This is a genomic window from Cupriavidus gilardii, assembly GCF_013347325.1.
GTDB classification, from domain to species: domain Bacteria; phylum Pseudomonadota; class Gammaproteobacteria; order Burkholderiales; family Burkholderiaceae; genus Cupriavidus; species Cupriavidus gilardii.
Genome location: NZ_CP054624.1, coordinates 1835214 through 1856949 on the forward strand (window position 1 = coordinate 1835214; position 21736 = coordinate 1856949).

General features: G+C 68.0%; 17 protein-coding genes and 1 pseudogene. 8 read left to right on the top strand and 10 right to left on the bottom strand.

From position 1 onward, the window contains the following. The first annotated feature begins 243 nt into the window (after positions 1-243). Entirely contained in the window at positions 244-2811 is a 2568-nt protein-coding gene (locus FOB47_RS08290) for a hybrid sensor histidine kinase/response regulator (protein ID WP_174780573.1), read from the top strand. A 65-nt stretch (positions 2812-2876) separates the two neighbouring features. Here the strand turns inward: FOB47_RS08290 and FOB47_RS08295 are convergent, their stop codons facing one another. Next, complete coding sequence (locus tag FOB47_RS08295) at positions 2877-3125, bottom strand: hypothetical protein (RefSeq protein WP_174780574.1); 249 nt, start codon at positions 3123-3125, stop codon at positions 2877-2879. 424 nt (positions 3126-3549) lie between these two features. Here FOB47_RS08295 and FOB47_RS08300 point away from each other — a divergent pair, with 424 nt between their 5' ends. Next, positions 3550-3873, top strand: a complete 324-nt coding sequence (locus FOB47_RS08300; RefSeq protein WP_174780575.1) for a hypothetical protein — start codon at positions 3550-3552, stop codon at positions 3871-3873. A 260-nt stretch (positions 3874-4133) separates the two neighbouring features. Further along, a complete protein-coding gene (aqpZ, locus tag FOB47_RS08305) occupies positions 4134-4832 on the top strand; it encodes an aquaporin Z (protein WP_053823523.1) in 699 nt (232 codons plus the stop codon). A gap of 116 nt (positions 4833-4948) precedes the next feature. Here aqpZ and FOB47_RS08310 read toward each other — a convergent pair whose 3' ends face one another. After that, a complete protein-coding gene (locus tag FOB47_RS08310; protein WP_174780576.1) occupies positions 4949-5674 on the bottom strand; it encodes a glutathione S-transferase family protein in 726 nt (241 codons plus the stop codon). 134 nt (positions 5675-5808) lie between these two features. Between FOB47_RS08310 and FOB47_RS08315 the strand changes: the two genes are divergently transcribed. Next, positions 5809-6699 carry a LysR substrate-binding domain-containing protein gene (locus FOB47_RS08315; RefSeq protein ID WP_053823521.1) on the top strand — a complete coding sequence of 297 codons (891 nt, stop codon included), beginning with the start codon at positions 5809-5811 and terminating at the stop codon, positions 6697-6699. Between the two features lie 21 nt (positions 6700-6720). Here FOB47_RS08315 and FOB47_RS08320 read toward each other — a convergent pair whose 3' ends face one another. Beyond that, a complete protein-coding gene (locus FOB47_RS08320) occupies positions 6721-7629 on the bottom strand; it encodes a LysR family transcriptional regulator (protein WP_053823520.1) in 909 nt (302 codons plus the stop codon). 121 nt (positions 7630-7750) lie between these two features. On the opposite strand from FOB47_RS08320, the gene FOB47_RS08325 reads away from it, so the two are divergent. From FOB47_RS08325 to FOB47_RS08335, 3 genes and pseudogenes are all read left to right on the top strand, one after another. Next, positions 7751-8875, top strand: a complete 1125-nt coding sequence (locus FOB47_RS08325; RefSeq protein ID WP_053823519.1) for a muconate/chloromuconate family cycloisomerase — start codon at positions 7751-7753, stop codon at positions 8873-8875. A 56-nt stretch (positions 8876-8931) separates the two neighbouring features. Then, positions 8932-9921, top strand: a complete 990-nt coding sequence (locus FOB47_RS08330) for a tripartite tricarboxylate transporter substrate binding protein (RefSeq protein WP_174780577.1) — start codon at positions 8932-8934, stop codon at positions 9919-9921. 185 nt (positions 9922-10106) lie between these two features. Then, positions 10107-11279 (top strand): annotated as a pseudogene (locus tag FOB47_RS08335) (methyl-accepting chemotaxis protein); the annotation flags it as partial. 88 nt (positions 11280-11367) lie between these two features. Here the strand turns inward: FOB47_RS08335 and FOB47_RS08340 are convergent. Beyond that, a complete protein-coding gene (locus FOB47_RS08340; RefSeq protein WP_174780578.1) occupies positions 11368-14235 on the bottom strand; it encodes an autotransporter family protein in 2868 nt (955 codons plus the stop codon). 677 nt (positions 14236-14912) lie between these two features. Between FOB47_RS08340 and FOB47_RS08345 the strand changes: the two genes are divergently transcribed. Further along, positions 14913-15392 (top strand): DUF3597 domain-containing protein, encoded by a 480-nt coding sequence (locus tag FOB47_RS08345; RefSeq protein ID WP_174780579.1) that lies wholly within the window; start codon positions 14913-14915, stop codon positions 15390-15392. Between the two features lie 92 nt (positions 15393-15484). On the opposite strand, the gene FOB47_RS08350 is transcribed toward FOB47_RS08345, so the two are convergent. The 6 genes from FOB47_RS08350 to FOB47_RS08375 form a co-directional block, all read right to left on the bottom strand. Further along, complete coding sequence (locus tag FOB47_RS08350) at positions 15485-16963, bottom strand: M81 family metallopeptidase (RefSeq protein ID WP_174780580.1); 1479 nt, start codon at positions 16961-16963, stop codon at positions 15485-15487. Positions 16964-17035: 72 nt separating this feature from the next. Continuing rightward, positions 17036-18322 (bottom strand): Zn-dependent hydrolase, encoded by a 1287-nt coding sequence (locus FOB47_RS08355; protein WP_174780581.1) that lies wholly within the window; start codon positions 18320-18322, stop codon positions 17036-17038. A 33-nt stretch (positions 18323-18355) separates the two neighbouring features. Beyond that, positions 18356-19057 (bottom strand): ABC transporter ATP-binding protein, encoded by a 702-nt coding sequence (locus FOB47_RS08360; RefSeq protein WP_174780959.1) that lies wholly within the window; start codon positions 19055-19057, stop codon positions 18356-18358. A 2-nt stretch (positions 19058-19059) separates the two neighbouring features. Beyond that, positions 19060-19827 carry an ABC transporter ATP-binding protein gene (locus FOB47_RS08365; RefSeq protein ID WP_151022814.1) on the bottom strand — a complete coding sequence of 256 codons (768 nt, stop codon included), beginning with the start codon at positions 19825-19827 and terminating at the stop codon, positions 19060-19062. Continuing rightward, positions 19824-20849 carry a branched-chain amino acid ABC transporter permease gene (locus FOB47_RS08370; protein ID WP_082371849.1) on the bottom strand — a complete coding sequence of 342 codons (1026 nt, stop codon included), beginning with the start codon at positions 20847-20849 and terminating at the stop codon, positions 19824-19826. The genes FOB47_RS08365 and FOB47_RS08370 overlap by 4 nt, the downstream gene beginning before the upstream one ends. Beyond that, entirely contained in the window at positions 20849-21706 is an 858-nt protein-coding gene (locus FOB47_RS08375) for a branched-chain amino acid ABC transporter permease (RefSeq protein WP_174780582.1), read from the bottom strand. The genes FOB47_RS08370 and FOB47_RS08375 overlap by 1 nt, the downstream gene beginning before the upstream one ends. Between the last annotated feature and the right edge of the window lie 30 nt (positions 21707-21736).

The following is a 21736-nucleotide window of genomic DNA, read 5'->3' on the forward strand; positions in this document are numbered from 1 at the left end:
GCACGGTTGAACGCCGCGCGTTGAAACCGGCGCGGCGGCTCCAGCCGCCGCGCTTCATCGTTCCGCCCCCTGCGCGACCGGCCGTTCGTGGCGGGGCGCCGCCATCCGCTGCTGCGACAGTCCACCTTCCGCGCCCCTCTATATATATAGCGGTGGGCCGCAGGACCGCCCTCCGGGGCGCCGGCATTGGCAAACGCACTCTGCGCCAGCACAATCTGGCTGTCGCCACTCTCGCTTCACACCATGCCATTCCTGGCAGAACACCACGACTGTTCCGGCTGGCACGGCGAAATGGCCGAGCGCATCCGGGCGTTCGACTGGTCCACCACCGAGCTGGGGCCGATCGAACGCTGGCAGCCCAGCCTTGGCACCGCGGTGCGGCTGCTGCTGGCTTCGCCGGTGCCGATGGTGTTGTTGTGGGGCCGACCGGGCTACATGATCTACAACGATGCCTATGCCGTGTTCGCCGGCGGCCGGCATCCCTATCTGCTCGGCTGTCCGGTCGAACTGGGCTGGCCCGAAGTCGCCGACTTCAACCGGCATGTGATGCAGACCTGCCTGGCAGGCGGCACGCTGTCCTTCCGCGACAAGGAGCTGGTGCTGCTGCGCAATGGACGCCCCGAGGACGTCTGGATGGACCTGTACTACAGCCCGGTGGCCAACGACGACGGCGTCCCCGCCGGCGTGCTCGCCGTGGTGGTCGAAACCACCGAGCGCGTCCTGACCGAACGCTGGCGGCAGGAAGCCGAGAGCGCGCTGCAACAGGCCAACGAACGGCTGCAACTGGCGCTCAATACCGGCGCGGTCCTTGGCACCTGGGTCTGGGACATCGCTTCGGACACACTGACCGGCGACGAACGCTTCGCCCGCACCTTCTCGGTCGGACTGGCTCAGGCGATGCAAGGCGTGCCACGCACGATCATCAACGCGGTGATCCACCCGGACGACATCGAGGAACTGGCCAGGCTGACCGACGAAGCGATCCGCACCGGGGCGCCGTTCCGCGCCGAATACCGGATTCGCCGCGCGCACGACAGCTACCTGTGGGTCCAGGCCAACGGCCAGTGCGAGTTCGACTCGCACGGCGAGCCCTACCGCTTCCCTGGCGTGCTGATCGACATCGACGAGCGCAAGCTGGCGGAGCAGGCGCTGCGGCAGCTGACCGAGACGCTGGAAAAGCGGGTCGCCGATGCAATCGCAGCCCGGGCGCTGGCCGAGGGGCAGTTGCGGCAGGCGCAGAAGATGGAGGCGATCGGCAACCTGACCGGCGGCATTGCGCACGACTTCAACAATGTGCTGCAGGTCATCAGCGGCAATCTGCAGATGCTCGCCGCCGAAACCGGCGACAACCCGATCGCGCAGGGCCGCATCGCCACCGCCGCCAACGCGGTGCGCCGCGGCGCCAAGCTGGCTTCGCACCTGCTGGCCTTCGCCCGCCGGCAGCCGTTGTCGCCGGCGGTGATCCACCCCGGCCGCTTGATTGCCGGGATGGCCGAGATCCTGCACCGCGCGCTGGGCGAGTCGCTCAAGGTCGAAACGCAGACCCCCGATGACCTGTGGAACGTCAAGGCGGACCGCAACCAGCTCGAGAACGCGCTGCTCAATCTGGCCATCAACGGCCGCGACGCGATGCGCGGCGGCGGCACGCTGACGATCTCTGCCGCCAATATCGTGCTCGACGGCGTGTCATCGCCCGATTCGGATGCCGATACCTGGACCGCCAACACGCCGGAGCGGCCGGAAGGTGATTATGTGGTCTTCCGCGTGGCCGACACCGGCACCGGCATGACCGCCGACGTGCTGGAGCACGCGTTCGAGCCCTTCTTCACGACCAAGGCCGATGGCCACGGCACCGGCCTCGGCCTGAGCATGGTGTTCGGCTTTGTCAAGCAGAGCGGTGGCCATATCGCGATCCAGAGCACCGTCGGCCGCGGGACCACGGTGCAGATGTTCTTTCCCCGCTGTGTCGAGGCCGAAACGCCCGAGGCAGCGGAGCAGGAGCCCGCGCCGGTCGGCGGCGGCGAGACGATCCTGGTGGTCGAAGACGATCCCGATGTACGGATCACCGCGGTCGAGATGCTGGCACAGCTCGGCTATCGCGTGCGCATTGCCCCGAATGGCGACGCCGCCTGGTCGCTGATCGACAGCGGCATCGGCATCGACCTGCTGTTCACCGACGTCATCATGCCCGGCACGATCAAGGGCGGCGAACTGGCGCGGCGCGCGGCGCAGCGGCGGCCTCCGATTCCGGTGCTGTTCGCTTCCGGATATACGCGCGACGAGATCTTCCACGTCGGCAAGCTGGACGATGGCGTGACGCTGCTGAACAAACCCTATCGGCGCGACGATCTGGCCCGCGCGGTGCGGGCCGTGCTGGACGCCCATCGGCGCACGAGCGGCCCGGCGCCAGCGCAGTTGCCGCAAGTCCGGCGCGACGGCGTGGCCGCCGCCGTATTGCTGGTCGAGGACGACATCCCCTCGCGTGAGGCGCTGCAGGAAGTGCTGCTGGGCTTCGGTCTCGATTGCGCCGCGGCGGGCTCGGCGGAGGAAGCGCTGCTGCTGGCCGATGACCGGCGCTTCGACGTGCTGCTGACCGATATCACGCTGCCGGGCATGGCCGGCGATGCGCTGGCCGTGGCGTTGCGCGCCCAACAGCCGCATATCGACGTGGTGCTGATGACCGGCTATGGCGCGGGCGCGGACCTGCAGGAGCCGATCGCCGGCGCCCGCGTGCTCGGCAAGCCGATCGATCTATCGACGTTGCGGCGGGAGCTCGGCCCGTGGATGGGGGACATCGAGGCGGTGCAGTAGCCCGGGCGTCATCGCCAGTACCGTCGCTGCCGTCGACGTCTTCCGCATCGACATCCTCCCGCCATCTAGCGCGGCGGCGGCCGCCGCTTGTACCAGGCATAGCCGGGCTCGACATCGGCCGCCCCGGGGTGTCCGACGCTATACGGATTCTCCGACACCATCGTCACGAAACCGACCGGCTCACCGGCCCGCTGCCGCGCCCGCAGCGCCTCGCAACGCGCCAGCACCGCGGCGAGCTGATCGGAGCCGTAATCCTCCGCATGCGCGGTCGGCACGCCCTGCGCGTTGTAGGTGGTCCAATAGACTTTGTACATGCGGCTCTCGCAGTGAGGAAGATCGCGGCGCCGGGGACCCTCGCAAGCCGACTCCGCATGCGAAATCTTCGGCGCCGGTGCGTGCGTTGTCATGCTGCGATGCGGTGCGGGTCAGTAGCGGCGAAAACGCGATCGAGCCAACGACACAGTGCGCGTTCGGTTTCGTCGCTGCACTATCGGAATGCACCAAGCCCCATTGCCTTGCAAGCAGGAAGCGAATGTAACGCAAGCATCCCGAAGCTAAGATCGGTCCCGTGCCTGTCGGCACGCACAAATGCGAAAAGGGCGCTTATTAGGCGCCCTTTTCAAATCCCAGCCCCGGAGTCTGAGCACTGACTGTTTGGCACCCCGCTCGCGCGGGTCGTGGCCAGGAGAAGACCTTGCCGGGGATTACTCGCCGAGTATAGCAGGACAAAAAATTCCCATGCAAGGCTTCTACCCCGCGCTCCAGCGAACGTTCTCGACGGCTCGGCTGCATGCGTACCACGATGGCGAACCGGATCCCTCGACCCTCGACGTCACTGCCCGCTACACACACAACATGGAAGTTGCCATGCGCCTGTCGCCAGCGTTGCACGTGCTCGAGGTGGCGCTGCGAAACAACATGCCCAACGCCTTTTCGGCGAAGTACGGAACCGGCGCCTGCTTGCTGACGCATTGCGACCCTTTCGACGGGGCATTGTCGGCCGCCGCATTCGCGGCATGCCGCACCAAGGTACAGCCCTGCTTCGAGCCCGAGAAAACTTGAATTGCCGCACGGATGCTCCTCACCAGCGCTTTTGCGGAAAGCTCGCATTCGAGGACATCGGCCAGCACGAGAGGACTGGCGTTGGCTCAGCCGGAGGCCCATCCCACGAGCCTCGCCAATTGTGAACGACTGCAAAGAGTGCGCTTTGAGTCATGACATCGCCGTAACCGGCTCCTAGAATCCTCCCGCACGCTGCGACCTGTCGGACGTCGCACCCGCGTGTCCGTGCGGCGCGCCATATTCAATCGGGAGAAGGAACCATGCACTTCAAGCGCCCCCTTGCCGAAGCCTTCGGCACGTTCTGGCTGGTATTCGGCGGCTGCGGCTCGGCCGTCCTGGCGGCCGCCTTTCCGCACCTGGGCATCGGCTTCGCCGGCGTCTCGCTGGCCTTCGGCCTGACCGTGCTGACCATGGCCTATGCAGTGGGACCGGTATCGGGATGCCATCTGAATCCGGCCGTGACGGTCGGCCTGGCCACCGCGGGCCGCTTCCCGTGGAAGGAGGCGCCGGTCTATATCGTGGCGCAGGTGATCGGCGGCGCGCTGGCCGCGCTGGCGCTGCTGCAGCTGATGGACGCCAAGCCCGGCTTCGACGTGACCGTCAGCGGCCTGGCCGCCAACGGCTTCGATGCCGGCTCGCCGTCGGGGTTCGGCATGATGCCGGTGTTCGCCACCGAAGTGCTGGCCACCTTTTTCTTCGTGCTGATCATCCTGGGCGCGACCGCGCAACGCGCGCACGGCGCGCTGGCGCCACTGGCGATCGGACTGTGCCTGACGCTGATCCACCTGGTGACGATTCCGGTCTCGAACACCTCGGTCAACCCGGCGCGCTCGACGGGCCCGGCGCTGATGGTCGGCGGCATGGCGCTGCATCAGCTGTGGCTGTTCTGGGTGGCGCCGATCGTCGGTGCGATCGCCGCCGGCGTGGTCGGCCGCGTGCTGTACAGCGACGACGAGTAAGCGAACACCAAGGTACTGCGGGGATGGCCGGCGACATCCCCGCCGGCCGCGCCACAAGCCTCGGCTCAGCCTCAGCCTCAGCCTCAGCCTCAAACCTCAAGCTTCAAGCTTCAGCCTCAAGCCGGCAGCCGCTGCTGGCGCGCGGCCAGGGTCTCTGCCCAGGCCTGCTCCAGTTCCACATGGCCGGCGAAGCCGCCGGCCGACTTCACCTCCGCCTGCGCCTCGATCCCATGCGCGAAACGCACCGCCGGATCGTCCTGCAGCTTCCGATAGAGCCGGTCCAGGTTCGGATAGTCGGTCCGGTTGACCACCCCGTGATAGTCCGTCCAGCGCGCGATGCCGGCGAAGTAGGCATCGGCCACCGTGCGCCGTTCGCCCAGCAGCCACGGACGGTCGCCCAGCATCGCGTCCAACTGCGCATGCGCCTTCTTGACCTTGGTCGTGCCGAATTCGCGCAGCACCGCCTTGGTGGTGTCGTCGCTGGCGTGCTCGTACAGATGCCACAGCGGCACGAAGGCGTTGAAGAACGTCGTATTCAGGTAGGCCAGCATCTGGTTGAGCCGGTCGAACTCCGGCGTGCCCTGGGCAAAACCGAGCGCGCTGTCGATGCCGCGCGCGCCGATCCAGTTCAGGATCGCCATGCTTTCGGTCACGATCGCACCGCCATCGGTGGCCAACGCCGGCGTTTCTCCCACCGGGTTGATGCGGCGGAAGGCCTCGCTGGTCACCACCTCCGGCATCTCGATCCGGGACAGCCGATACGGCTGGCCCAGCCATTCCAACGCGACGATCGAACCGAACGAGCATCCCGACGGCACACCGTAAAAAAGGATGGGGGTCATGTTGTTTCTCCCGTTGAATGACCCGGGCATCGGGTCGATGGAGAGACTATAGATTTGTGGACATTGAAGCGGTAGTCGGCAAAAATTCAACGCAATGTCCATACTGGTGGACTTTAATACGCCGCTGCCACCCCATGCTGAACCTGAACGATCTCTCGCTGTTCGTCGCCGCCGTCGAGCATGGCGGCTTTGCCTCGGCCTCGCGCCAGCTCGGCATTCCGAAGTCGACGCTGAGCAAGCGCGTCGCCGAGCTCGAACAGCGGCTCGGTGCGCGGCTGATCCACCGCAGCTCGCGCAGCTTCACGCTGACCGACGTCGGCCGCGCCTTTCACGAGCACGCCCGCGCCGCGCTGATCGAGGCCGAGGCCGCGCACGACGTGGTGCGCCAGCGCGCCGCCGAGCCGAGCGGCACGGTCCGGCTGACCACCTCGGTACCGGTCGCGCAGCAGACGTTGGCGCCGCGCCTGCCGGAACTGGCCCTCGCCTACCCGAAGCTGCATATCCAGCTCGATGTGTCGGACCGCTTCGTCGATGTCGCGCAGGAAGGCTACGACCTCGCGATCCGCAGCCATTTCGCGCCGCTGCCCGATTCGGAGCTGGTGCAGCGGCTGCTGTCGACCGAGCCGATCATTCTGGTCGCCTCGCCCCGCTATCTCGCCGCCGCCGCCGACCCACCGTCGACACCCGAGGCACTTGCCGGCCATGACGGGCTGCTGACGCGGCCGATGGCGACCAGCTGGCGGCTGAAGCGCGATGACCATACCCTGACCGTCACCCCGCGCCCGCGCATGACCGCCAACGAATCGACCGCGCTGCTCGCTGCGGCCACGGCCGGCCTCGGCATCGCCTGCCTGCCGCTGTCGGTGTGCCGCTCCGCACTGCAGCGCGGCGACATCGTGCGGGTGCTGCCGGACTGGACCGCCGGCCACGTGATGACGTCGGTCGTGATGCCGCATCGGCGCGGGCAGCTGCCGGCGGTACGGGCGGTCGTTGATTTCCTGGCCAACTGCTTTGCCGAGGAATGAACGAACGGCGAGGCCATCGCTTCAGCCCGAGACCTCGGCCTGCCGGCGCACCCACGCCACCGCCCTGCCCAGGAACGGCGACGCATCGCCCGCCCGATAGCTCATGATCACCGGGGACACGAAGCCCGGTGCGTCGATCGGGCAATAGCGGACATCGTCCCGGTGCAGCCGCTGGACCGATGACGGCACCAGCGTGATGCCCAGCCCCGCGGCGACCAGCCCCAGCGCGGTCTGCAGCTCGTTGGCTTCCTGCACCACGCGCGGCTGCAGTCCCTGCGCCCGGAACAGCGACAGCACGTGGTCCGCATAGCTGGGCCGCGGACGCGCCGGATAGAGGATCAGCCCGCGCCGCGCCAGGTCGGCAGGTGCCATCGGACCATCGCCACCGCCACCTTCGCGTTCGCCCGGGGCGGCCCGTGTCGGCAGCGCCGCCACCAGCGGCTCGGCCATCACCACCTGCTGCACGATGGCCGGATCGCTCAAGGCCAGCCGGCCGAAGCCCAGGTCGATGCGGCCTGACTTCAGCGCCTCGAGCTGCTGCACCGAGATCATTTCCGTCAAGCCGACCTCGACCTCGCTCTGGTCCGCGCGCAATTCGCGGATCAGGTCGGGCAGCACGCCATAGAGCACGGACGGCACGAAACCGATGCCGAACCAGCGCTTCTCGTTGCGGCCGATGCGCCGGGTGCCCTCGATCATCTCGTCAAGCCGCTGCGTCAGCTGCAGCGATTGTTCGAGCAGGAAGCGCCCCGCCTCCGTCAGCCGCAGGCCGCGGCCGACGCGCTCGAACAGCGGCACGCCCAGTTCATCCTCGAACTGGCGGATCTGGCGCGACAGCGGCGGCTGCGCGATATGCAGCAGCGCGGCCGCGCGCGTCACGTTGAGTTCGCGCGCGACGGTCTGGAAATAGCGCAGATGGCGCAGTTCCATGGTGGCCTCCTTGAACCGTGACCCATACCTCACAGGTATGGAATCAGACATCATCGGTCTTGGACAGCGCATTGGTCAAGCCGCATACTGGGCCACGAATCCTCAATCCAATCCCTCAGGTATGGCAACCACCATCACATCCGTCGACGCGATTCTGGTCGACCTGCCCACCATCCGCGCGCATCAGCTGGCCATGGCCACCATGCAGCAGCAGACGCTGGTCATCGTGCGGCTGCGTGCCAGCGATGGCATCGAAGGCATCGGCGAGGCCACCACGATCGGCGGCCTGTCCTACGGCGAGGAAAGTCCAGAAGGCATCAAGCTGACCATCGATACCTATCTGGCGCCGGCACTGATCGGCCAGGACGCCACCAATGTCCATGGCGCGATGGCGCGGCTGAACAAGGTCGCGCGCGGCAACCGCTTCGCCAAGTCGGCGCTGGAAACCGCGCTGCTCGACGCGCAGGGCAAGCGGCTCGGCGTTCCGCTCGCCACGCTGCTCGGCGGTACGGTGCGCGACGCGCTGCCGGTGCTGTGGACGCTGGCCAGCGGCGATACCGCGCGCGATATCGAGGAGGCCGAGCGCCTGCTGGCCGAGCGCCGCCACGACACCTTCAAGCTCAAGATCGGCCGCCGCGCCGTACGCGACGACGTCGCCCATGTCGCGGCGATCAAGCGTGCGCTGGGCGACCGTGCACGCGTGACGGTCGACGTCAACCAGGCCTGGAGCGAGGCCGACGCGGCCACCGGCATCGCGATGCTGGAAGCGGCTGGCATCGACCTGATCGAGCAGCCGATCGCACGGGAGAACCGCGTCGGGCTTGCCCGGCTGGCGGCGCGCTTCGTCGTGCCGATCATGGCCGACGAAGCGGTGACCGGGCCGGAGGACGCGATGGAACTGGCGCGCCTGGGTGCTGCCGACGTGTTCGCACTGAAGATCGCCAAGTCGGGCGGCATCTTCGGCATGCTGCGCACCGCCGCGGTCGGCGATGCGGCCGGCATCGCGCTCTATGGCGGCACCATGCTCGAAGGCAGCGTCGGCACCATCGCCGCAGCGCACGGATTCTGCACGCTGCCGCAACTGGCCTGGGGCACCGAGCTGTTCGGGCCGCTGCTGGTCAAGGACGACGTGGTGGTCGAACGCCCCGCCTATCGGGATTTCGCGCTGCACCTGCCCGACGGTCCGGGGCTGGGTCTGGCGCTGGACGAGGACAAGCTCGCGCATTACCGGCGCGATCGCGCATGACACCGACATAGCCGCGCCTACCCATTCAATACGAACTTCACGAAGGAACGGAGACAATGAAGTCGCTCAACTCGCTCAAGCCGCTCACGCTGGCCACCGTGGTCCTCGGCCTTGCCGTCGCCCTTGCCACGCCTGCCGCGCACGCAGCCTACCCGGAACGTCCGATCCGCTGGATCGTCCCCTTCCCCGCCGCCGGCGCGATGGACAATATCGCCCGCACGCTCGGAGAGGAGATGTCGCAAACGCTGGGGCAATCGATCGTCGTCGAGAACCGCCCCGGGGCCGGCGGCAATATCGGCGCCGAACTGGTCGCGCGCTCGCCTGCCGACGGCTACACGATGCTGATCGTCGCCAACGGCATGGCGGTCAATCCGGCGCTGTACCGCAAGCTGAGCTACGACCCGATCAAGGATTTCGCGCCGGTCTCGCTGCTGGCCGTGGTGCCGAACGTGCTGGTCGCCAACAAGGCCAAGACCAGCGCGAAGACCGTGCCCGAGGTGATCGCCAGCGCGAAGAGCCAGCCGGGCAAGTACACGTACGCGTCGGCGGGCAACGGCACCTCGATCCACCTGGCTGGCGAGCTGTTCACGTCGATGGCGGGCGTCGAGCTGCTGCACGTGCCCTACAAGGGCAGCGGGCCCGCCGTCACCGATCTGCTCGGCGGACAGGTCGATTACATGTTCGACAGCATCACGTCCGCCAAGCCGCATATCGATGCCGGCAAGCTGACCGCCATCGCGGTCACCACCAGCAAGCGCTCCGCCGCGCTGCCCAACGTGCCGACGGTGGCCGAAGCCGGCCTGCCGGGCTACGAGCTGTCGCCATGGTTCGCCGCCTTCGTGCCGGCCGGCACGCCGCCCGCGGTGGTCGAGACGCTGAACCGGGCGATGGTCGAGGCGCTGCGCAAGCCCGCGGTGCAGAAGCGCCTGGCCGCGATCGGCGCCGAGCCGATCGGCAGCACGCCGGCCGAGCTGAAGCAGCATCTGGCGAAAGAGACCGACAAATGGGGCAAGCTGATTCGGACGCGGGGGATCCGCGCGGACTGAGCGAGGAGCCGCTCCGTTCGTTCTGCTCTCCCGCCCCAGCGAGAGAGCAGAACCGATTGCACGCCGTCGCGCGACGTCCGCTACTGCCGTAAGACTGCACTGCTCACTTCCCTCTCCTCAAGTTTTTCTACCAACTGCCGTTGTCTGACATCGACCCCCGAAGCAATCGTCAGCGAACGGGCGGCAAGATCACGAAGCTGAAGCAGGAGGGGCTGACCGACGAAGCGAACACCGTGCTGGAGAAGGAATTCGTGCCGGCCGGCGACGCCTATCTGGGTGAAATCCAGAAGCTGCTCGACATCCAGCGCGCCAGCATCGACGCGACCGCGCGCGACATCAACGCGGTCTACCAGACCGCGCGCAACCGGCTGATCGGGCTGGGCGTGCTGGTGCTCGCCATCGGCATCGCCTTCGCGGTCTGGCTGACGCGCGGCATCACGCGTCCGCTGCATCGTGCGGTCCATATCGCGCGGACCGTCGCCGCGGGCGACCTCAGCGCCCGCATCGACGTCGACAGCAAGGACGAGACCGGCCAGCTGCTGCAGGCGCTGGCCGAGATGAACGGCAATCTGCTGCGCATCGTCAACGAGGTTCGCCTCGGCACCGAAGCCATCGCCACCGGCACGAGCCAGATCTCCGTGGGCAATACCGACCTGTCGCAGCGCACCGAGGAACAGGCCGCGTCGCTGCAGGAAACCGCCTCGAGCATGGAGCAGCTGACCAGCATCGTCCGCCAGAACGCCGACAACGCCAAGCAGGCCAGCCGCCTCGCGGTCGATGCCTCGGACATCGCCGTCAAGGGCGGCACCGTGGTCGGTCAGGTGGTCGACACGATGGACGAGATCCACGGTGCCTCGAAGAAGGTCACCGACATCATCGCGGTGATCGAGAGCATCGCCTTCCAGACCAATATCCTGGCGCTGAACGCCGCGGTGGAAGCCGCACGCGCCGGCGAGCAGGGCCGCGGCTTCGCGGTGGTCGCCGGCGAAGTGCGCAGCCTCGCGCAGCGCAGCGCCACCGCCGCCAAGGAAATCAAGTCGCTGATCGACGATTCTGCCGAGCGCGTCGAAAAGGGATCGCAGCTGGTGTCGGAAGCCGGTCAGACCATGGAAGAGATCGTCGGCGCGGTCAAGCGCGTCACCGACATCATGGGCGAGATCAGCGCCGCGTCGGCCGAACAGAGCGCCGGCATCGAGCAGGTGAACCAGGCTGTCACGCAGATGGACACGGTGACGCAGCAGAACGCCGCGCTGGTCGAGCAGGCCGCCGCCGCGGCCGGCTCGCTGGAAGAGCAGGCGCAACGCCTGAAGCAGGCCGTGTCGACGTTCCGCCTCGGTACGGCGCAACTGGCGGCTTGATTCGCCGCAACGACCGATGAAACGGGCCGCGAAATGCGGCCCGTTTTCACTTCTCCGCGCCGGCGATGCGCGCCGCAGGCGGCGTCTGCTACCAGCGCCAGCGCATCCCCAGATTCCCGAAGATCGAATCGCGCTGATTGCCGTCCAGATTGGTCGTATAGCCGACCGTCGCATACAGCGCGCTGTGCTTGCCGAGGTTGGCCGCGACGCCTGCACCGATCTGCCCCGCGGTACCGCGCACGCTGGTGCCGATGGTGGTCGCGCCGAAATGCGCCTCGTCGCTGCCGCCGAAGGACCGCAGCAGATTGACGCGCAGCCACGGTTGCCACTGCACGCCGCGCGAATCGAACGACGTTTCCAGTCGCGCGCCGATTCGGCCGAGCCAGCCGCTGGTGCCCTGGAACGACACGGTCGAGATGCCATCGTCGAGCGAATCGACCCACACCCGCTGCCAGATCAGCTGCGCCTGCGGCTCCAGCGTCCAGCGGGCCGATAGCGCCAACGGAATACCGGCTTCGAACGAGGCGGCCAATGCCTTGCCATCGGTCTCGGCGCCGATGCCGCGGTGCGAGAGCGGATCGATCGTCAGCCGGCTGCCCTGGACCACCGCGTCGGTGTACCAGCCGCTGGGGCCCACATGGGTCCAGTAGCCCCCCACGCTATAGGAATCGACGGTGATCCGGCCGGCGCTGTAGTCCGAGAATCCCAACGCATTGCCGCTGACATCGCCGCGCGCCCGCGCATAGCCGAAGTAGGCGCCGTAGTGGTTGCGATGGCCGTCCGCGGAGGCATCGGCATAGAGGTCATGGCCGACCTGCAGTCCGACCATGTTGCCGTCGAAGCGGGACCGCGCATCGCCGCCCTGCCGCTGCTCGTTATGACCGCCCCACACGCGTCCCCAAGCGGCAGCGACCCTGCCTTTTTGGGACAGCAGCGATTGCCGACCTTGCCTGTCATGGAACGTGCCGAGCTGCTCGATGCCGAGCTGCCGCACGACGGCGGGAAGCTCCGCATAGACCGGCACTTCCATCCGGTACAACGGGGTCGGTGCAGCCCCTGCCGGCGGTGCCGGCGGGAGAGCCGGCGTGCCGGGCGCCGCCTGCGGTTGCGGCGGAGGCGGCGGGGGCGGCGGCGGTTCCGGCTGGCCAGGCGCAGGCGCAGGCGCCGGTGCGGGCGCGGGGGCGGGTGCCGGTGCTGGCTGGGGAGGCAAGCTCGAACGCAGATACCAGTTGTCCGCAGTGCCTGCGCTGGCGCCGCCCCTGAACAGATAGTAGGTATAGGCGCCCGCGCTCAGCGAGCCGCCGGCCAGCGCGAAACTGCCGGCACTGGTGGTGCCGCCATTGGTCGCGACCACGACCGGAATGCCATCGCCGGTGGTCAAGCCACCGAGGCCGCCGACATTGGTGACGCCGATCGTCGTCGTGCCGGTGCCGGTGCCTTGCGAGATCGCCAGTGCGTCCGACGGCGATCCGTCGCCGCCGAGCGCCGTCTGCACCAGCAGCCGTCCGTCGTTGCCGGTGTAGTTGCCCGCAATGGTCAGGCGGTCGCTGGTGCTGTTGCCCCCGCCGGTCAGATCGATGGTCCCTGCGTTGGTGACGTTGACCAGCCCGCCGGTATTGGCGCTCGAGATTGTGCTTGCGCCGATGCCGCCGGCCAGAATGCGGCTGCCTGCATCGATGGTCAGCGCGCCTGCGCTGCCGCCGCCGTCGCCGAGCGTCAGCGCCGGATCGATCGTCAAGGCGCTGGCGTTGGTCAGCGCCAGCGTCTCGAAATTGCGCAGCCGTCCTGCGCCGGTCAGCACCGTATTGTCGAGCGTCAGGCTGTCCTCCCCGCGGCCGCCATCGATCGCATTGAGGTTGGCCAGATTGGCGTCGCGCAAATTGCGCAGGATCGCGGTATCGGTACCGCCGCCAAGCGATACCTGGCCGCCGATGGTGCCGCCGCCGTCCCAGGTAAATTGGTCGGTGCCGGCGCCGGTGAAATAGCCCTGCCCGATCGTGCCGCCGGTCACCGTCGCAACGTTGTTGCCGTTGCCGAAATCGATCACGCCGCCGACGCTGCCGCCCGACATGATCAGCGTATCGTTGTTGCCCCAGGCGATGATGTCGCGATCGACGGTGCCGCCCGACATCCGCATCACGTTATTGCCGATATTCAGGTCGATCAGCCCGATGCGGCCACCGGTCATCGTCGCGAAGTCGCCGTTCGAAAAGACATCGACGATATGGCCGTCGGACATCGTGAAATTGTCGAGCGCCCCGCCCTGATCGAGCGAATCGATCTGGCCGCCCGACATCGTGAAATTGTCGACGCCGTCGGCGCTCCGGATGGCGCCGCGCACCGTGCCGCCGCGCATCTCGAAATTGTCCGCACCGTTGTTGGTCTGCACCGCGGTGCCGACACCGGCGATATTGCCGGTATTGACGATCGACACGCCGACATTCGGTGCGCCGCCGGCGGTGGCGATCGCGGTGCCCGCCGTCGCCGTGATATCGCCGCTATTGACGATGGTCGCCGCCCCGCCCAGTTCGATGCCGCGCGTCGATCCGGTGATCGTTCCCGCGTTGTCGATGGTCGCAGGCCCGCCCGTCGTGACGACGGCGCGGCCGTCCCGGCTCGCGATGGCCGCGCCCGCGGCGTTGTTCAACGTGGAATTGGCACCGAGCGATACGCCGATAGCGGCGGCGCCAGTGGTGGCGATGCTGCCCTGGTTCGCTACGCGGCTTTGCCCGCCCACCGCCACGGCAGTGGCGTCGCCAACCGCAATGCCGGCGCCTGTCAGGACATTGACGGTGACATCGGTACTGCCTGGCGCCGCGGCGACCGGTATTACAGCCGGATTGGGAACACTGGTACTGCATGTCGCGGTCTGGCCGGTGACCGGATTGGCGACATCGCAGGCCGCCAGCGCGGCCTCGGGCCGCATCATCGTCAACAGGCACAGTACCGGTGTCACGCCCTGCGTCCGTAGCAAAGTCCGGACGACAGCCGCAATCCGCCGTGGTTGCATTGATTCCCCTTCTGCGCGAGTCAGCTTATCAATCACATGCCACGCGAATTATTAGGCGACCAAACAGATTGACGCCAGCAAGTCGCCTTTCCAATTTTCTTGATCGGAATTCGATAATATTTAATTCGGATTACCACGCACTGTGTCATTTACGTCCCGGATTCCGGACGTTCTGGCACGCGAATCGTTCGACGTGGTGTTTTGCGATATCGAAATGCCCGGAGGCAATGGGCCGGAATTGATTGCGGAACTCCGCCGGCGTGATAACCCATTGCGATCGGCATCAACGCATCGGCCCAGACGCTGTGTCGCGCCGGCATGGTGGAGCGGCTGGACGAGATGGTCAGCGCCGCCGGGGCGCCGCGGCCGGCCTTGACCAAACTCGGGCAGGGCTATCTGTGGTCGCCGCTGAAGCCGCTGCAGTCGTTCGTAACGGACACTATCGACACTCCACTCTCGACCGCATGCGCCTGTAGCGGCGGCACACGGCTTGTCAAAACTACTCGCCCGAACAAGGCCGCCGGCCGGTGCCAGTTGGCGCCGTGCCGTGGCGCGGATCCTGCGTGAGCGGTTGCGCAGCCGCGTTGGCTGCACCGCAGCACATCGCAACCGGAGGATCTGCAATGAGTATCTTTGGCGAAATCCTGAACAGGCTGCGCGGCAAGGCGCGGCCCGAGCCTTCCACACAGGCGTCCACGCAGGCGCAGCAGCCGCAAACCGGCGCTTCGAGCCAGACGCAGAGCGCCGCTCCGCCGGCGACGGCACCAGTGACGGCGGGCACGGGCACGGGCGAGGCGGCGGCCGGCGGCGGAACGGCCACCACGGCGTCACAGGCGCCGCTGTCGGAGGTCGATGTGGAGAAGATCCTCGACGACCTGGCCCAGCAGAGCGGCCAGAAGCTGAACTGGCGCACGTCGATCGTCGACACGATGAAGGCGCTGGGGCTGGACAGCAGCCTCGAGCATCGCAAGGAACTTGCGCGCGAGCTGCAGTACAGCGGCGACATGAACGACTCGGCCGCGATGAATACGTGGCTGCACAAGCGCGTGATGCAGGAACTGGCGCGGAACGGCGGCAAGCTGCCGCCGGAGTTGCGGGACTGACGGTTCGGCTGGAAGCGAGGGAGCGCGATCCCCTCCTTCTTCTACCTCGTCGCCCCCGCGGTCCGCGGGGACGGCGGGATACGCTGTGGGCTCTACCGCCAGTTCGTCTGCGGATCGAGCGGATAAACCGGCCGCGCCACGCGCTGGAACGGAAAGCGCTCGTAGCGCGAGCTGGTCACGCCTTCGCCGTCGCACTCGACGACGGCGCGGGCGATCGGCACGAACACCGGCCGGCAGTACATCCGCGATTTCAGCAGCAGGAAGCGCGCGCGATGCGGGTCCACGCCGATATGCGTGAAGATGCCGAAGTCCCAATGCTCCTGCGGCGTTTCGACGATCACGACCTGCGCGGCGCCGATATCGAGCAGCGCGCTGCGTCCCATGCGGATGCGCTGGCCGGTATAGGTGGGGCCGCTGATCACGTATTCGCCGTCGCCAAGCGCGGCGACCTTGCCGGTCAGCGGCTTCGATTGCGGATAGACGCCGAGCTGGGTCAGCGCGACCTTGTCGCCGACCGGCAGCGTCACCGTGGCGCCGACGCCGGCGGCAATCAGCGCCGCCACCGCCTCCGGATCGCAGACCGGCCCGACCGCGATGCCGCTCAGGCCTTGCGCCAACGCTTCGTGCAGCACGGCCATGTTGTCGCAAGTGCCGCCGGACATGCAGTTGTCGCCGTGATCGAGCAATAGCACCGGGCCCTCGCCCGGCGCATCGGCGAGTTCGGCGGCGCGCGCAATCGACTGCGCCAGCGGCTCGCTGTCGTAGACGAAGCCGGCGCGGTCGTCCCAGATCTGCTGGGCAATGCGTTGCGCGACCGCGTCTGCGGCGGCGGCATCGCCGTCGCCGACCACGATCACGCTCAGGCAAGGCGCCGCGATATCGGCCAGGCCGAAGCCGGCCAGCACCGAGACCGCCAGCATTCCCTGCGCTTCCGCCTCCTTGGCCAGCGCCACCGCGCGCTGCATCGCGCCCTGGTCGGTGCGGCTGCACAGCGTATGGGTCAGCAGCGGCAGGCGGCGCCAGGCCACCACGGGCCTGGTGCGGCCCGCGATATGGTCGAGCAGCAGCCGGCCCGCGTGCTCGCCGGTCTCGTACATGTCGACGTGCGGATAGGTCTTGAAGCTGACCGCCACGTCGACGTGGTCGATCAGCTTCTGCGTGATATTGCCGTGCAGGTCCAGCGCGACCGCGATCGGCGCGTCGGGCAGCACGGCCCGCAGCCGTTCGAGCAGGTCCCCTTCGCCGTCGTCGCTGTTCTCGGCCACCATCGCGCCGTGCAGATCCAGCATCACCGCATCGCAGCCCGGCGCGGCCGCGACGATCGCGTCGCACAGCGCGGTATAGGCTTGCGCCGCGACGCGGCCGCTGGGGTTGGCGCCGGCGATCACCGGCACGACGATCTCGGCGCCCGCCGCTTCGGCCAGCGCGATGAACGCGCCGGCCGCGGTGCGCGTGCCGCGCGCGGCGCGATAACCGTCCTCGCCATAGCGCGGGTCGAACGATGCCAGCGGCGTGGGCACCGGCGAGAAGGTATTGGTCTCGTGATTGAGGCGGGCGATCAGGATTTTCATCGCGTGGGGTCCGGTCGGTGCGGTATAGGTCGGAGGCCGATGTCGGGCAGCGGAAGCAGCGGGGCAGCGCCCTCAGCGCCGGCGCGCGGCGTCAAGCATCGCGTGCAGCAGCACATTGGCGCCCGCTTCCAGATGCTCGGGGCGCGCGTCCTCGATCTCGTTGTGGCTGATGCCATCCTTGCATGGCACGAAGATCATCGCGGTCGGCGCGACGCGGGCCAGATACACGGCATCGTGGCCGGCGCCGCTGACCACGTCCATCGCCGACAGCCCCTGCTGCGCGGCGCCGTCGCGCACGGCCTCTACCAGCCGCGGTTCGAAGGGCTGCGGCGGAAAGTAGACCACCTGCCTGACGTCGATGTCGATGCCCGAACGTTCGGACAGCGCAGCGCAGGCCCGATGCAGGGCCGCGTCCATCGCCGACAGCACGGTGTCATCGGCTGCGCGCAGGTCGACCGTCATCGTCACGCGGCCAGGGATCACGTTGCGCGAATCGGGATGGACCGACAGACAGCCGACCGTGCCGCGCCCGTGCGGCGGGTGATCCAGCGCGATGCGATTGACGATGCCGACCAGTTCGGACGCCGCCAGCAGCGCGTCGCGCCGCAGCGCCATCGGCGTCGGCCCGGCGTGCGCCTCCATGCCGGTCAGCACCACGTCGTACCAGCGTTGTCCGAGCGCGCCGGTGACGACGCCGATCACCGTGTCGTTCGCCTCGAGCACCGGCCCCTGTTCGATATGGGCCTCGAAATAGGCGCCGACGGCGCGGCCGCCGACCGGCTCGCTGCCGGCATAGCCGATCTCGCGCAGCGCGTCGCCGACGCGAATGCCATCGCGATCCGTTTGCGCCAGCACGTGGTCGAGCGCGAATTCGCCGATGAAGGCCCCGGAGCCCATCATCACCGGCACGAAGCGCGAGCCCTCTTCGTTTGTCCATACCGCGACCTCGAGCGGCGCCTCGGTGACGATGCCGGCGTCGGCGAGCGTGCGCAACACCTCGAGGCCGGCCAGCACGCCATAGTTGCCGTCGAACTTGCCGCCTGTCGGCTGCGTATCGATATGGCTGCCGGTCATCACCGGCGGCAGTGTGTCGTCGCGGCCAGCCCGGCGTGCAAAGATATTGCCGATCGCATCGACGCGTACCGTGCAGCCGATCGCCTTGGCCTCGGCGACGAAGAAGTCGCGGCCCTGGCGATCGAGATCGGTCAGCGCGAGCCGGCAGACGCCGCCCTTGGGCGTCGCGCCGATCCGCGCGAGCCGCATCAGCGCGTCCCACAGCCGGGCGCCGTCGACCCGCAGCGCCGCGGTGCCGGCCGGTGCGGTCCCGGCCCGGGTGTCGTTGGTGGTGTCTTCTGCCATGTTCGTCGACTCTCGTCTGCTACGTCGTTCCATTCAGGCCGCCAGGCCCACACCGAGATAGCGGTCCTTGACCGCGTCGTCGGCGATGAATTGCGCATTGGTGCCGGTATAGACCACTGCACCCTGCTCGATGATCACGTGCCGATCGGCCAGTTGCGTGCAGACTTCCAGGTTCTGCTCGACCAGCAGGATCGGCACGCCGGCCGCCTTGATCAACTTCAGCTGCGCGACGATTTCCTCGACGATCACCGGCGCCAGGCCTTCGACCGGCTCATCGAGCATCAGCAGGCGCGGATGGTTCATCAGCGCGCGGGCGATGGCGAGCATCTGCTGCTCGCCGCCCGACAGGTTCGCGCCGCTGTTGCGGCGCCGCTCGCGCAGCCGCGGGAAGATCCGGTAGACGTCGTGGAGCTGCCACGGGGAATCGCGCCGGGCACCGAGCTTCAGGTTCTCCTCGACGGTCAGCAGCTTGAAGATGCCGCGATGCTCCGGCACGAAGCACAGCCCTTGCGCGGCGATGCGGTGCGGCGGCAGCCCGGCGATATCGTTGCCGCGGAACAGCACGCGGCCGCCGCGCGGGGGCACCACGCCGGCGATCGCCTTCAGCGTGGTCGACTTGCCGGCGCCGTTGCGGCCCAGCAGCGTCACCAGTTCGCCCTCGCCCACCGCGAACGAGACGCCTTGCAGCACATGGCTCTTGCCGTAGTAGCCATGGATGGCCTGCACTTCGAGCATCGTCATCGCTGCCCTCCGGTGATCATGTTGCCGAGATAGGCCGCGCGCACGCGCGGGTCGCCGCGCACGCTGTCGGGCGGGCCTTCCATCAGCACCTTGCCCTGCTGCATCACGGTGATGGTGTCGGAGATGTCCATCACGATGTCCATGTTGTGCTCGATCAGCACGACGGTATGGTCCTCGGCCAGCCCGCGGATCAGCCGCTTCATCGCGCCGAGATCGTCGACGCCCATGCCCGAGGTCGGCTCGTCGAGGAAGATCGCGCGCGGCCGCGCGGCCAGTGCCATGCCGACCTCGAGCCGGCGCTGCTGGCCGTGCGACAGCGCACCGGCCACGGCATCGGCGACGCGGGTCAGTTCCAGCCGCTCCAGCACCCGCTCGACGGTATCCGTACAGGACAGCTCGCCGACCGGGCGGCGCCAGCAGTTCATTGCGCGCCGCGGCTGCGTGCCGAGCGCGGCCAGCCGCAGGTTTTCGCGCACCGGCAGGCTGGGAAACAGGCTGGTGACCTGGAACGAGCGCGCGATGCCTCGCTGCACGCGCTGGTAGTCGGTTTCGCCGGTGACGTCGTGGCCGTCGAACACGATGCGGCCGCTGGTCACGCTGCGCGTGCCGGTCAGCATATGGAACAGCGTGGTCTTGCCGGCCCCGTTCGGTCCGATCACCGAATGCACGGTGCCGGGCATCACGCGCAGGTCCACGCCGCCGAGCGCCATGAACTTGCCGTACTGCTTGACCACGCCGGTGGCCTCGAGGATCGGGGCGGTCATGCGCGTTCCTCCCTTGCGGTGACTGCTTCCGTGGCGACTCCCGCGGCGGCTTCCGTGTCGGGGCCGATCGCGGCGGGCTCGCGGCGGATGCCGCGCAGCCGCAGCCAGATCGTCGTGCCCAGCCCCCACAGGCCGCGCTGCATGAACAGGCTGACCGCGATCAGCAGGAAGCCGAGCAGCATCAGCCAGCGCGGCCACAGCGTCGACAGCCAGTCGGCCAGCAGCACATAGAACGCCGCGCCCAGCACCGAGGCGAACACGTTGGCGGTGCCGCCGATCACCGTCATGATCAGGATCATCTCGCTGACGTGGTAGTCGATATTGGCCAGCGGTGCGATGCCGGTCAGCATCGCGTGCAGGCCGCCTGCCAGGCCGGTCACCGCGCCCGAGATCACGAAAGCCAGCAGCTTGAACGCCTTGATGTTGTAGCCGACCGCCAGCGCGCGCTCCTCGTTGTCGCGGATCGCCAGCAGCGTGCGGCCGAACACCGAATCGGTGACGCGCAGCACCAGGAAGAACACCACCAGGAACAGCACCGCGACGAAGCCGTAGAACTGCCACGGCGAGGCCAGCGAGACCAGCTCGCGCCCGGCGAGCGACAGCGCGGGTCTCGGGATGTCGAGCAGGCCGTTGTCGCCGCCGGTCAGCGACGGCACCGAATAGGCCAGGAAATAGAACATCTGCGAGAACGCCAGCGTCAGCATCACGAAGTAGGTGCCCCGCTGCCGGATCGAGAACCAGCCGACCAGCGCCGCAGCACCCGCGCCGATGGCGATCGCCAGCGCCAGCGACAGCGGCACCGGCAACGCGATACGAGTCAGCGCCAGGCCCAGCGAATAGCTCCCCAGGCCGAAGAAGATGCCCTGGCCGAACGACAGCAGCCCGGTGTAGCCAAGCAGCAGATTGCAGGCCATCACGGCCATCGCGTAGATCAGCACCTCGGTCGCCAGCGTGCCGGAGCGCAGCGTCAGCGGCAGCAGCAGCGTGACGGCCAGCGCCAGCCACCAGAATCGATACGCCATCATCCCCTCCCCAGCAGGCCGTGCGGACGCAGCAGCAATACCGCCGCCATCGCAACATAGATCATCAGCCGCGCGCCCTCGGGCCACAGCGTGCTCATCAGGCTTTGCACCACGCCGACCAGCAGCCCGCCGATCAGCGCGCCGGTAAAGCTGCCCATGCCGCCGACCACCACCACGATGAAGGCGACGCCCAGCGCCTCGACGCCCATGAACGGCTCGGCGCCGCGGATCGGCGCGGCCAGCACGCCGGCGATCGCGGCGGTGGCGGCGCCGAGCGCGAACATCAGGCTGAACAGCCGGAACACGTTGATGCCCAGCAGCGACACCATCTCGGTCGACTCGCTGCCGGCACGCACCGCGCTGCCCAGCCGCGTGCCCTCCAGCAGCCACCACAGCGCCACCGCCAGCAGCGCGGTGAACGCGATCACGAACAGCCGGTACTTCGGATAGATGAAGTCGCCCCACATCACCACGCCCTGCAGCGCGTCGGGCGGCGGCACGTCGACGCCCAGCGGGCCCCAGCCGACGATGATCAGCTCCTGCACCGCGAGCGCGAGGCCCACCGTCACCAGGATATGGAACTCATGGGGCTGGGCGTAGACGTGGCGCAGCATCATGCGCTCGACCAGCCAGGCGAGCGCGCCGATCAACAGCGGCGCGAGCACCAGCGCCGCCCAGAAGTTCATGCCCAGCTGCAGCGCCTGGAAGCATAGATAGGCGCCCAGCGCATAGAAGGCGCCGTGCGCGAAGTTGACGAAGCGCAGCAGCCCAAAGACGATCGACAGGCCGACGGCAAGCAGGAAATACAGCATGCCGATGCCGATCCCGTTGATGACCTGCAACAGGTAGACGTTCATGAAGCGCTTCTTCGCTTTTGCTGTCGGATT